The organism is Streptomyces sp. NPDC004126 (assembly GCF_050275515.1).
Classification (GTDB): Bacteria; Actinomycetota; Actinomycetes; order Streptomycetales; family Streptomycetaceae; genus Streptomyces.
Map to the genome: position 1 here is coordinate 58,824 of NZ_JBNNPF010000041.1, position 12,579 is coordinate 71,402.

Below are 12,579 nucleotides of genomic sequence, written 5' to 3' on the forward strand. Positions count from 1 at the left end.
TCAGGACCGGGTGCGCTGGGGCTGCCGGCCGCGCCGGGTCAGCCAGAGCACCCCGGCGGCGCCGGAGAGGAGGACGGTGGCGCCGAGGGTGCCGAGGGCGAGTGCGGAGTCGGCGGGGCCGGTCTGCGGGAGGGTGTCCCCGCCGCCGTCGCCGCCGGTCTGCGGGGCTCCGCCGCCGGCCGCGGTGACGTCCGTCTCCAGCGACGGCTTGGGGCTGTTGCCCGGGGTGCAGGTGGTGGTGGTCCCCATGGCCTTGATGGTGAGGACGCCCGCGGTGAAGGTGACCTTGCCGCTCTTCTTCGGGGTGTAGGTGCCCGACAGGTCGCTGATCTTGATGGGGGTGTTGGCGGGCGCGGCCTCGGGGTTGGGCGGTCCGGAGACCGGTACGGAGACCTTCTCGGCGCCGTCGGCCATGATCACGGCGCTGGGGTTCATCGCGCCCTTGCCCAGCTCGATGGGGCTGGAGGAGACGCCCTTCTGGAAGGACATCGTCAGCTTGTAGCCGTCGCCCTCCTTGACGGCCTTGATGTCGATGGGCGAGACCGCCGACTTGTCCCCGATCGGGGTCTGGCACTTGTACTCGACGTCGACCACGTCGGCGTGGGCCGCGGGGGCGGCGAGCAGGACCGCGGACCCGGCGAGCGCGAGCGCGAACGCGAGTGCGGTGGAGCGTTTCCGGTCGGACACCTTCGTCTTCCCCTCGGGCCACAAGTTACTGACGACACATCAGATTGGTGGCACAAGGTACGCCCGGGACCTTACGGAGGGAAGACAAAGGGCGAACGGTACTTCGGGCGGTCCGGCGGGCGGCGCCCGGCCGCCGGTCAGGCGGCGCGGACCCCCCGCTGCCAGACCGCGGAGACGAGCGGGACACCCGGCCGGTAGGCGAGGTGGACGTGGCTCGGGGCGTCGAGCAGCGCCAGGTCCGCGCGGGCGCCGGGCACCAGCCGGCCGATGTCGGTCCGGCGCAGCGCGCGGGCCCCGCCGGCGGTGGCCGCCCACAGGGCCTCGTCGGGGGTCATGCCCATGTCCCGGACGGCGAGCGCGATGCAGAACGGCATGGAGCTCGTGTACGAGGACCCGGGGTTGCAGTCGGTGGACAGGGCGACCGTGGCGCCCGCGTCGAGCAGCCGGCGGGCGTCGGGCCACTGGGCGCGGGTGGAGAACTCGGCACCCGGCAGCAGGGTCGCGACGGTGGTCCCGGCGGCCTGGGCGAGGGCGTCCACGTCGGCGTCGGTGAGGTGGGTGCAGTGGTCGGCGGAGGCCGCCTCCAGCTCCACGGCGAGCTGCACGCCGGGCCCGTACGAGAGCTGGTTGGCGTGCACGCGCGGGATCAGCCCGGCGGCGGCGCCGGCGGTGAGGATGGCGCGGGCCTGGTCGCCGTCGAAGGCGCCCTTCTCGCAGAAGACGTCCACCCAGCGGGCGTACGGGGCGCAGGCCGCCAGCATCTCGCCGGTGACGAGGCCGACGTAGCCGGCCGGGTCGTCGGCGTAGTCGGGGGAGACGATGTGCGCGCCGAGGTAGGTGACCTCCTCGGTGTGCGCGGAGGCGATGCGCAGGGCGCGGGCCTCGTCGGCGACGGTGAGGCCGTAGCCGGACTTGGTCTCGAAGGTGGTGGTGCCCTGGCGGCGGGCCTCGTCGAGGTGGCGCAGCAGGTTGGCCTCCAGCTCCGCGTCGGTGGCGGCGCGGGTGGCGGCGACGGTGGTGCGGATGCCGCCGGCGGAGTAGGCGCGGCCGGACATCCGGGCGTTGAACTCCTGCGTGCGGTCGCCGGCGAAGACGAGGTGGCTGTGGGAGTCGACGAAGCCGGGGATCACGGCGCGGCCCTGCGCGTCGAAGCGGTCGTCGGCGGCCGGGGCCTTGTCCGCGGGGCCGGCCCAGGCGATGGTGTCGCCGTCGATGACGAGGGCGGCGTTCTCGATCAGGCCGAGGGGGCTGCCGTCGCCGAGGGCGGGGTCGTTGGTGACGAGGCTGCCGATGTTGGTGATCAGGGTGGTGGTCATGGGTTCCTCTCGGGAGGTTCGTTTCCCCCACCCCGCCCCTTCCCGAAACCGGGGCCTGCGGCCCCCGGCCCCGCTTCTGGGGGCTCCGCCCCCAGACCCCCGCGCCTCAAACGCCGGCGGGGCTGGAATTCGCGCAGCGAATTTCCAGCCCGCGCGGCCATTGAGCGCACCGGGCGCGCAGCGCCCGGAAGGGGGTCCGGGGCGAAGCCCCGGTTTCGGGAAGGGGCGGGGTGGGGGGAATTCCGGGTGTCAGCCGCGGACGGCTGCGATCGAGTCGGCCAGGGCGGCGGCCACGTCACCGACCAGGGTGTGGTGGCCGTCGCGGACCACGTGGCGGCCGCCCACCACCGTGTGGCGGACGTCGGCGGCCGAGGCGGCGAAGACGGCCGTCTCCGCACCGAGGCGCGCCGGCGGGCCGGCGGTGCGTACGGAGTCCAGGGCGACGGTGGTGAAGTCGGCGAGGGCGCCCACTTCGAGGCGGCCCGCGTCCGCGAGGCCCAGGGCGGCGTGGCCGTCCTCGGTGGCGGCGCGGAGCAGGGCGTTCGCCGTCCAGTGGCCCCGGGTGCGGCTGGCGAGGCGCTCGTTGAGCTCCATCGCGCGGGCCTCCTCCAGCAGGTCGATCACGGCGTGGCTGTCGCTGCCCAGCGACAGCGGGCTGCCCGCCCGCTGGAGCCGGCCGGCCGGGCCGATGCCGTCGGCGAGGTCGCGTTCGGTGGTGGGGCACATGCAGGTGCCGGTGGCGGTCCCGCCGAGCAGGGCGATGTCCGCGTCCGTCAGGTGCGTGTTGTGCACGCCGGTGGTGCGCGGGCCGAGCACCCCGTGGTCGGCGAGGAGCTGGGTGGGCGTGCGCCCGTGCGCGGCCTGGCAGGCGTCGTTCTCCGCCGTCTGCTCGGACAGGTGCACGTGCAGCGGGGCCCGCCGCTCCTGCGCCCAGCCGGCGACCGTGGCGAGCTGCCCGGCCGGGACGGCCCGTACGGAGTGGACCGCCGCGCCGACCAGCGCGTGTTCGCGGGGCTTGAGGGCCGAGACCCGTTCGGCCCAGGCGTCGGCGGTGCCGTCGGAGAACCGCTTCTGGTGCTCGCTCGGGGCCTCGCCGAAGCCGGAGGAGAGGTAGGCGGTGTCGAGCAGGGTGATGCGGATGCCCGCCGCGGCGGCGGCCTCGATGAGGGCCTCGCCCATCGCGTTGGGGTCGGCGTACGGGGTGCCGCCGGGCGCGTGGTGGACGTAGTGGAACTCGCCGACGTTGGTGATGCCGGCGAGGGCCATCTCCGCGTACACGGCGCGGGCGAGGTCGAAGTAGCTCTCGGGGGTGAGGTTCTGGGCGACCTTGTACATGACGTCGCGCCAGGTCCAGAAGGTGCCCGAGCCGACCTGGACGACGGAGCGCAGGGCCCGGTGGAAGGCGTGGCTGTGGGCGTTGGCCAGGCCGGGGAGGGTCAGGCCGCGCAGGACCTCCGCGCCGGGGGGCGGGGTGTCCGTCCCGGTGCGCAGGGCGGCGATCCGCCCGTCGGCGGACACCTCCAAGGCGACGCCCGGCTCGACGGTGTCGCCGAGCCAGGCGTGCTCCAGCCAGTACGTCTTCAGCGGCATGCCAGGCCTTCCAGTACGTCGGCGAGTGCGAGGACTCCGGCGACGCAGTCGTCCTCGGCCGCGAACTCCCGCGGCGAGTGGGAGACGCCGGTGGGGTTGCGTACGAACAGCATCGCGGTCGGTACGGACGCGGAGAGGATTCCGGCGTCGTGTCCCGCGCCCGTGCCGAGGACCGGGACGGAGCCGCCGAGGATCCGGTTGAGTTCGTCGCGCAGGGCGTGCTCGAACTCGACGACGGGGGTGAAGGACTCCCGTACGACGTTCAGGTCGATGCCGTCGCGGTCGGCGTGCTCGCGGGCGGCCTTCTCGACGGCGGTGACGACCGTGTCGAGGGTGGCCTGGTCGGCGGCGCGGGAGTCGAGCCAGCCCCGGACGAGGGAGGGGATGGCGTTGACGCCGTTCGGCTCGACGGAGATCTTGCCGAAGGTGGCGACGGCGCCGGCGAGGGCCGCTTCCCGGCGGGCGGCCAGGACGGTCTCCGCGTAGGTGAGCATCGGGTCGCGGCGGTCCACGAGGCGGGTGGTGCCCGCGTGGTTGGCCTCGCCGTGGAAGTCGAACCGCCAGCGGCCGTGCGGCCAGATCGCGGAGGCGATGCCGACGCGGTCGCCGGACAGGTCGAGGGCGCGGCCCTGTTCGACGTGGAGTTCGACGAAGGCGCCGATGCGGGAGAGGCGTTCGGGGTCGGCGCCGATGGAGCCGGGGTCGTGGCCGGCGGCCTCCATGGCCTGCGGGAGGCTGACGCCGTCGGCGTCGCGCAGTTCGTACGCCTTCTCCTTGGTCAGCTGTCCGGCGGCGAGCCGGGAGCCGACGCAGGCCAGCCCGAATCGGGCGCCCTCCTCGTCACCGAAGTTGGTGATGGCCAGGGGCCGGGTGAGGGCGGCGCCGCGGGCGCGGAGCTCGTCGAGGGCGGCGAAGGAGGACACCACGCCGAGGGGGCCGTCGAAGGCCCCGCCGTCGGGGACGGAGTCCAGGTGGGAGCCGGTGACCACGGCGTCGCCCGCGAGGGGGTCGCCGAGCCAGGCCCACTGGTTGCCGTTGCGGTCCACCTCGTACGCGAGCCCGCGCGACTCGGCCTGCCCCCGGAACCAGGCCCGGCAGTCGGCGTCGGCGCCGGTCCAGGCGTACCTGCGGTACCCGCCGGAGTCGGCGTGGCGGCCGATGGGGGCGAGCTCGTTCCACATGGCGTGGAACGAGGCCCCGCCCGGGCCCCGGCCCGCGCCGGCGGAGGGCTCCGGGGAGCCTCCGCCGGCCGGGGCGGCGGGGCGGGCGCCCGGGGCGGAGCCCCGGGACGCCTCGCCCGCGCCGGTGTCGCTGGACGGGATCACGCGGAGTCACCCTCGCGCATCGGGACGCGGACGCCGCGCTCGTCGGCGACGTTCTCGGCGATGTCGTAGCCGGCGTCGACGTGGCGGATGACGCCCATGCCGGGGTCGTTGGTGAGGACGCGGCGGATCTTCTCGCCGGCCAGCGGGGTGCCGTCGGCGACGGTGACCTGGCCGGCGTGGATGGAGCGGCCCATGCCGACGCCGCCGCCGTGGTGGATGGAGACCCAGGAGGCGCCGGAGGCCACGTTGACCATGGCGTTGAGCAGCGGCCAGTCGGCGATGGCGTCGGAGCCGTCGAGCATGGCCTCGGTCTCGCGGTACGGGGAGGCCACGGAGCCGCAGTCGAGGTGGTCGCGGCCGATGGCCAGCGGGGCGGCGAGGGTGCCGTCGGCGACCATCTCGTTGAAGCGCTCGCCGGCCTTGTCGCGCTCGCCGTAGCCGAGCCAGCAGATGCGGGCGGGCAGGCCCTGGAAGTGGACGCGCTCGCCGGCCATCTTGATCCAGCGGTGCAGGGACTCGTTCTCCGGGAAGAGCTCCAGCATCGCCTTGTCGGTCTTGTGGATGTCCGAGGCCTCGCCGGACAGGGCGGCCCAGCGGAAGGGGCCCTTGCCCTCGCAGAACAGCGGGCGGATGTAGGCGGGGACGAAGCCGGGGAAGGCGAAGGCGCGGTCGTAGCCGGCCAGCTGGGCCTCGCCGCGGATGGAGTTGCCGTAGTCGAAGACCTCGGAGCCGGCGTCCATGAAGCCGACCATGGCCTCGACGTGCTTGGCCATCGACTCGCGGGCGCGGGTGGTGAAGCCGGCCGGGTCCTTGGCGGCGGCGTCGGCCATGTCCTCGAAGGCGACGCCGACCGGCAGGTAGGACAGCGGGTCGTGGGCCGAGGTCTGGTCGGTGACGATGTCGATCGGGGCGCCCTCGGCCAGCATCTGCGGGAGCAGCTCGGCGGCGTTGCCGAGGAGGCCGATGGAGAGCGGCTTGCGGGCGTCGCGGGCCTCGACGGCCAGCTGGAGGGCGTGGCGCAGGTTGTCGGCCTTGACGTCCAGGTAGCGGTGCTCGATGCGGCGCTCGATGGCGCGCGGGTCGACGTCGATGCAGATGGCGACGCCGTCGTTCATCGTCACGGCCAGCGGCTGGGCGCCGCCCATGCCGCCGAGGCCGGCGGTGAGGGTGATGGTGCCGGCCAGGGTGCCGCCGAACTTCTTGGCGGCGACGGCCGCGAAGGTCTCGTAGGTGCCCTGGAGGATGCCCTGGGTGCCGATGTAGATCCAGGAGCCGGCGGTCATCTGGCCGTACATGGTCAGGCCGAGGTGCTCCAGGCGGCGGAACTCCTCCCAGTTGGCCCAGTCGCCGACGAGGTTGGAGTTGGCGAGCAGGACGCGCGGCGCCCACTCGTGGGTCTGCATCACGCCGACCGGGCGGCCCGACTGGACCAGCATGGTCTCGTCCTGCTTGAGGGTGCGCAGGGTGCGGACCATCGCGTCGAAGGAGCGCCAGTCGCGGGCGGCCTTGCCGGTGCCGCCGTAGACGACGAGCTTGTCGGGGTGTTCGGCGACCTCGGGGTCGAGGTTGTTCTGCAGCATGCGGAGGGCGGCCTCCTGCTGCCATCCCAGGGTGCTGAGCTCGGTGCCTCGCGCGGCCCGTACGGGGCGGGGTCCTGACATGGCTGGTGCCTCCTCCGATGTTGGTCAATCCATTCACATCCTCGCGGCATGAATAGTTCCAGTCAACAGCTGCGGGCGGGTCGGCCTGATGATGGGATGGCGCCATGGCCGCAGACACGCACGCGCAGGGCGCCGCCGAGCGCCGCGACCGGGCCGTACGGGCCGCCGTGGAGCAGGGGCTGCTGGACCGCGAGCCGGTGGTCTGCCTGCTCGACGTGGCCGGTATCCGCGCCCGTGCCGCCGCCCTGACGGAGGCCTTCGCGGCCGCGGTGGCGCCCGGGACGCCCGTCCTGCACACCTTCGCCGTGAAGGCCGCCCCCCTGGTGCCCGTACTGCGGCTGCTCGACGCGTGCGGGCTGGGCTGCGAGGCGGCCAGCCCTGGCGAGCTCGCCCTGGCCCGGGCGGCCGGGGTCCCGGCGGAGCGGACGGTGCTGGACTCCCCCGCGAAGACGGCGGCCGAGCTGCGCGGGGCGCTGGCCCTGGGGATCGCCGTCAACGCCGACAACCACCAGGAGCTGGAACGCCTCGACGCCCTGGTGGCGGCGGCCCCCACCCGCTCCCCGGTCGGGCTGCGGATCAACCCGCAGACCGGCGCCGGGTCCATCGGCGCCCTGTCCACGGCCACCGCCACCTCCAAGTTCGGCTTCGCGCTGCGCGATCCGGGGGCGCGCGAGCGGCTCGTACGGGCCTTCGCGGAGCGGCCGTGGCTGACCCGGCTGCACACCCACTCGGGCTCGCAGGGCGTACCGCTGGAGCTGATCGCCGAGGGGGTGCGGGAGCTGCACGGGCTGGCCGAGGAGATCAACGCGGCGGCCGGGGAGCGCCGGGTCGACACCCTCGACATCGGCGGCGGGCTGCCGGTGGACTTCGCCTCGGACGAGCACGCGCCGGCGTACGCGGAGTACGTGGCGGCCCTGCGCGCGGCCGTCCCCGCGCTCTTCGACGGCTCGTACGGGCTGGTCACCGAGTTCGGACGGTCGCTGCTGGCCAAGCACGGGCTGGTGCTGGCGCGGGTCGAGTACACGAAGACCACCGGCGGCCGCCGCATCGCCCTGACCCACGCGGGCGTCCAGCTGGCCACCCGCACCGTGTACGCGCCGGCGGCCTGGCCGCTGCGGATCCTGGCGTACGACGCCGGGGGCGCCCCCAGGACCGGCGCCCCGGTGGCCCAGGACGTCGCGGGCCCGGCCTGCTTCGCGGGGGACCTGCTGGCCACCGCCCGGGAGCTGCCGGAACTCTTCCCGGGCGACGTGATCGCCGTCCCGGACACGGGCGCGTACGCCTTCACGGCCCACTACGGCTACAACAGCCTCCCCCGCCCGGCGGTCCACGGCTTCACGGCTGACGGCCCGGACATCCGCTTCACCCTGGCGCGCCCGGCCCAGTCCCCGGCACAGATCGTGGCGGAGGCGGGCGGCGACCACGGCGACGCGCTGCTGTAGGCGCCGGGGGCCGGGGGCCTGAAGCCGACTACTCGACGAACAGCCCCCGCGCGGCGGCCCGCGCGTCGAAGTCCTCCAGCCGCGCCTGCGCGTCCGGCAGAGCGTCCGCCATCGCCTCCAGCAGTACCCGGCCCAGCAGCATCGGCGCGCACGCCGTGTCGAAGGCGAGCCCGGTGCCGACCGGCGCCGGGATCAGCAGGTCCGAGTGCCGGGCGACGGGCGCGAAGGCCGAGTCGGCGACCGTCACCGCCGTCAGCCCCGCCGCCCGCGCGTGCTCCAGGGCCTCCACCACCTCGCGGGGGTGCCGCGGCAGCGCGAAGCACAGCAGCGCCGAGGCCCCCGCCGCCGCGGCCGCGTCGATCCGGTCCGCGAGCATGGAGCCGCCCTCGTCGAGGAGGCGCACGTCCGGGTGCACCTTGGCCGCGAAGTACGCGAACCCGCGCGCCTGCGAGGACGCCGCCCGCAGCCCGAGCACCGGCAGCGGGGACGACCCGGCCAGCACCCGGCCCGCCTCCTCGACCGGAGCCGGGTCCGCGAGCATCGCCGACAGCCGCTGGAGGTTCTCGATCTCGCCCTGCACGGCCTGCTGGTACTCGTTGTACTCGCCCTCGCGCGCCGGCTCGGGACGCCCGGCGGGAGCGACCTCGCGCAGGTGCCGGCGCAGCGCCGGGTACCCGTCGAAACCGAGGGCCACGGCGAACCGGGTCACCGAGGGCTGGCTCACCCCGGCCAGCTCGGCGAGTTCCACGCTCGACAGGAAGGGAACCTCCGCCGCGCCGCGCACCATGCAGTGCGCGATGCGCCGCTGGGTCGGCGTCAGCCTGTGCCCCTCGAACAGCTGTTGCAGCCGTGCGGCCGGGCTGTCGTTCATCGCCGCCCCCTCCGTCCCGTCCCCGGTGAGATATTCAGTCACCCTGCACTCTGCATGCGTCTATGCAGCTCGGCAAGCCGTGACCGCGATCCGGATGCCCTGATACGGGGGCTACCCCCAGTGCGGGCCGTCGCGGCCCTTCCTACGGTGGCCGCATGACAGAGCTCAAGAAGGAACTCGCCGCCACGCTGGAGGCCCGGCGGGAGCTCGGACCCGAGTACGAGGCCGCGCTCGTGGACTCCTTCGTGGACAAGGTCGACACCCAGGTCCGGCGCAGGCTCGCCGAGGAGCGGCTGCTCCAGGCGCGCGGCGGCGGTCCGGCCGGGCACGGCCCCGCCGGACCGGTGAGCGCCTTCGGGGAGCGCTTCGGCTTCGCGATCGTCACGCTGGTGCTGGCGGTCCCGCTGTCGGCCATCGGCGTCACCCAGGGCATCGGCGGCCTGGTGGCGACCTGGGCGGGCATCGTGGGCGTCAGCCTCGCCCACACCGGCCGCCTGCGCCGCCCCTCGCGGCACACCCCCTGAGGGGCGTCCTTCGCGCAAACGGTACGGGGGCGACACGTGACGGCAGCACCGGCTTAACACGGCTGCGGCACAGTGGGGTTGTCGGCAGGGAAGCCCGGGAAACCGGGAAGGCAGCGCACCCCGCCGACGCCTCGCACGGCACCTGCGCACCTCCGGAGCGGCTCCCGGAACGCGCCGGTGCCACGGACGCGGACGGCCCTGACCCGGCCCGTGTCCCGGGGCGGGGACCGCCGTCGTCCCGCCCCCCGGCCCGCCGGGGGTGCGGCGGTCCCCGCCTTTCCGCTTCTGCTTCCCGCGACAGCGGCGAGGCGGCGGCCCCGCGGCCCGCCGCCTCTCCGACCGCGTACGCGCGGTACTACTTGGCCGTCTTGGCCAGGAACGCCAGCAGGTCCTGGCGGCTCACCACACCGGTGGGCTTGCCCTCGACCAGCACGATCGCCGCGTCGGCCTCGCCGAGCACCGCCATCAGCTCCGACACCGGCTCACCGGAGCCGACCTGCGGCAGCGGCGCGCTCATGTGCTTCTCCAGCGGGTCGCCGAGCGAGGCCCGCTGCGCGAACAGCGCCGCGAGGAGCTCCTTCTCCACGACCGAGCCGATGACCTCGGCGGCCATCACGTCGGGGTGGCCGGCGCCCGGCTTGACGATCGGCATCTGCGAGACGCCGTACTCGCGCAGCACCTCGATGGCCTGGCCGACGGTCTCCTCGGGGTGCATGTGGACGAGCGACGGGATGCCGCCCTCCTTGTCGGCGAGGACGTCGCCGATGCGCGCGGCGGGGCCCGCCTCCTCCAGGAAGCCGTGCCCGGCCATCCACTCGTCCGAGAAGATCTTGCTGAGGTAGCCGCGGCCGCTGTCCGGCAGCAGGACGACGACCACGTCGTCCGGGCCCAGGCCCTCGGCGGCGCGCAGCGCGGCGACGACCGCCATGCCGCAGGAGCCGCCGACCAGCAGGCCCTCCTCCTTCGCCAGGCGGCGGGTCATCTGGAAGGAGTCCTTGTCGGACACCGCGATGATCTCGTCGGTGACGTTCGGGTCGTAGGCCGTCGGCCAGAAGTCCTCGCCGACACCCTCGACGAGGTACGGGCGGCCGCTGCCGCCGGAGTAGACGGAGCCCTCCGGGTCCGCGCCGATGACCTTGACCTTCCCGCCGCTGACCTCCTTGAGGTAGTTGCCGGTGCCGGAGATCGTGCCGCCCGTGCCGACGCCGGCCACGAAGTGCGTGATCTTCCCCTCGGTCTGCTCCCACAGTTCGGGACCGGTGGTCTCGTAGTGCGAACGGGGGTTGTTCGGGTTGCTGTACTGGTCGGGCTTCCAGGCGCCGGGCTCGCGCGCGAGGCGGTCGGACACGTTGTAGTACGAGTCCGGGTGCTCGGGGTCCACTGCGGTCGGGCAGACCACGACCTCGGCGCCGTACGCGCGCATGACGTTGATCTTGTCCATGGACACCTTGTCAGGGCAGACGAAGATGCACTTGTAGCCCTTCTGCTGGGCCACGATGGCGAGTCCGACGCCGGTGTTGCCGCTGGTGGGCTCCACGATGGTGCCACCGGGCTTGAGGGCACCGCTCTGCTCGGCGGCCTCGATCATCCGGACGGCGATGCGGTCCTTCACCGAACCGCCGGGGTTGAAGTACTCGACCTTGGCAAGCACGGTGGCCTGCAGGCCTTCGGTCACGCGGTTGAGCTTCACCAGCGGGGTGTTGCCGACGAGGCTGATCATCGAGTCGTGGAATTGCACCATGTTCTCCAAGAAGGGGACTCCACGGGTTCTCCGGGAGGTCCGGCCAGAGTATGCGGAAAGGGATTGGCCGACCGGCAGTACGGGGCAGGTAGGTCAACACGACGCAGGAGGTGGCTCCAAGGGTGTCCAGGGCGAGGACGGCCCGCCGGATCGCGGCGGGGGCAGCGTACGGCGGTGGCGGTCTCGGGCTGGTCGGGGTCGCCGCGTTCGGGCTGGTGCTGGCGGAGGTGCAGTTCGCGAAGCGCACGGTGGGCAACGGGCTGGGCGAGCCGCCGCGGGCGGACGGCCTGTACGGGAGCGAGTTCAACGGGCCGGAGATGAGCCCCGGCCCGCTGCGGATGGGCATGCTCGGCGACTCCACGGCGGCCGGGCTGGGCGTCCACCGGGCCCGCCAGACGCCGGCCGCGCTGCTGGCGTCCGGTCTGGCGGCGGTGGCCGAGCGGCCGGTGGAGCTGCGCAACGTGGCGCTGTCCGGCGCCATGTCGGACGACCTGGACCGCCAGGTGAGCCTGCTGCTGGACGGGCGCGGCCCGGCGCCGGACGTGTGCGTGATCATCATCGGCGCGAACGACGTGACCAAGCGGATGCCGCTGACGCAGTCGGTGCGGCTGCTGACGACCGCGGTACGAAGACTGCGGCTCGCGGGCTCGGAGGTGGTGGTCGGGACCTGCCCCGACCTGGGCACGATCGAGCCGGTGTACCAGCCGCTGCGGTGGATGGCCCGCCGGGTGTCGCGGCAGCTGGCGGCGGCGCAGACGATCGGGGTGGTCGCGCTGGGGGCGCGCACGATCTCGATGGGTGACCTGTTGGGCCCCGAGTTCGCGGCGAACCCCCGCGAGATGTTCGGCCCGGACTCGTACCACCCCTCGGCGGAGGGCTACGCGACGGCGGCGATGGCGGTCCTGCCGACGCTGTGCGCGGCGCTGGGTCTGTGGCCGGGGTCGGACCGGCTGGACGTGTCGCGGGACGAGGACATGCTGCTGGTGGCCAAGGCCGCCTCGGCGGCGGCGGGCGAACCGGGCACGGAGGTCACCCCGGCCCGCGGCCCGTGGGCCCTCCTGAAGCACCGCCGCCGCCGGCGCCTCCCGGAACCCGAGTCCCCGGAACCCGCCGCCGCGTCGGCGTCCGCCGCCGCCCCGGAGGACCCGGCGTAGCCCCTCCGGGGGCCGCACCCGGACTGCACCGGGCCCTGACAGCCCCGTGAGCGGGGCCCGGCCGATTCGCGCGGGCGGGCCGCTGCGCGGGGCCTGCCCCTCCCCACCCTTCACCCGTTCTCGCCTCAATCGCCGGCGCGGCTGGAAGTGCGCTCCGCGCACTCCACCCCGCCTGGGAGCACCTCCCAGCGGTGGCTGGGGGAGCTTGAGGCACGGGGGTCTGGGGGCGGAGCCCCGGGGAACGGGCGAAGGGCGGGGCGGGGAGCAG

At 74.4% G+C, this 12,579-nt stretch carries 10 protein-coding genes; 3 read left to right on the plus strand and 7 right to left on the minus strand.

All coding sequences use genetic code 11. The features are described 5' to 3' along the window. From ACQKM2_RS30425 to hutU, 5 genes are all read right to left on the minus strand, one after another. A complete protein-coding gene (locus ACQKM2_RS30425) occupies window positions 1-687 on the minus strand; it encodes an LPXTG cell wall anchor domain-containing protein (protein WP_427715295.1) in 687 nt (228 codons plus the stop codon). Between the two features lie 137 nt (window positions 688-824). Beyond that, window positions 825-2,003 (minus strand): imidazolonepropionase, encoded by a 1,179-nt coding sequence (gene hutI, locus ACQKM2_RS30430; RefSeq protein ID WP_427715297.1) that lies wholly within the window; start codon window positions 2,001-2,003, stop codon window positions 825-827. A gap of 249 nt (window positions 2,004-2,252) precedes the next feature. After that, window positions 2,253-3,593: a formimidoylglutamate deiminase gene (locus tag ACQKM2_RS30435; RefSeq protein ID WP_427715299.1), complete on the minus strand. Its 1,341-nt coding sequence runs from the start codon at window positions 3,591-3,593 to the stop codon at window positions 2,253-2,255. After that, the gene (locus ACQKM2_RS30440; RefSeq protein ID WP_427715322.1) at window positions 3,584-4,774 is read right to left on the minus strand and encodes an allantoate amidohydrolase; all 1,191 of its coding nucleotides are present in this window, start codon (window positions 4,772-4,774) and stop codon (window positions 3,584-3,586) included. Before ACQKM2_RS30440 ends, ACQKM2_RS30435 begins: the two co-directional genes overlap by 10 nt. A gap of 140 nt (window positions 4,775-4,914) precedes the next feature. After that, window positions 4,915-6,579, minus strand: coding sequence for a urocanate hydratase (gene hutU, locus ACQKM2_RS30445; RefSeq protein WP_427715302.1), 1,665 nt, complete (start codon window positions 6,577-6,579; stop codon window positions 4,915-4,917). A 104-nt stretch (window positions 6,580-6,683) separates the two neighbouring features. On the opposite strand from hutU, the gene ACQKM2_RS30450 reads away from it, so the two are divergent. Continuing rightward, window positions 6,684-8,021: a diaminopimelate decarboxylase gene (locus ACQKM2_RS30450; protein ID WP_427715304.1), complete on the plus strand. Its 1,338-nt coding sequence runs from the start codon at window positions 6,684-6,686 to the stop codon at window positions 8,019-8,021. A gap of 28 nt (window positions 8,022-8,049) precedes the next feature. On the opposite strand, the gene ACQKM2_RS30455 is transcribed toward ACQKM2_RS30450, so the two are convergent. After that, window positions 8,050-8,892, minus strand: a complete 843-nt coding sequence (locus ACQKM2_RS30455) for a MurR/RpiR family transcriptional regulator (RefSeq protein WP_385771364.1) — start codon at window positions 8,890-8,892, stop codon at window positions 8,050-8,052. Between the two features lie 155 nt (window positions 8,893-9,047). Between ACQKM2_RS30455 and ACQKM2_RS30460 the strand changes: the two genes are divergently transcribed. Next, entirely contained in the window at window positions 9,048-9,416 is a 369-nt protein-coding gene (locus ACQKM2_RS30460; RefSeq protein ID WP_427715307.1) for a hypothetical protein, read from the plus strand. Between the two features lie 355 nt (window positions 9,417-9,771). Here ACQKM2_RS30460 and ACQKM2_RS30465 read toward each other — a convergent pair whose 3' ends face one another. After that, entirely contained in the window at window positions 9,772-11,154 is a 1,383-nt protein-coding gene (locus ACQKM2_RS30465) for a cystathionine beta-synthase (RefSeq protein WP_125603253.1), read from the minus strand. A 125-nt stretch (window positions 11,155-11,279) separates the two neighbouring features. Here ACQKM2_RS30465 and ACQKM2_RS30470 point away from each other — a divergent pair, with 125 nt between their 5' ends. Next, window positions 11,280-12,311, plus strand: a complete 1,032-nt coding sequence (locus ACQKM2_RS30470) for an SGNH/GDSL hydrolase family protein (RefSeq protein ID WP_427715308.1) — start codon at window positions 11,280-11,282, stop codon at window positions 12,309-12,311. Window positions 12,312-12,579 lie beyond the last annotated feature (268 nt).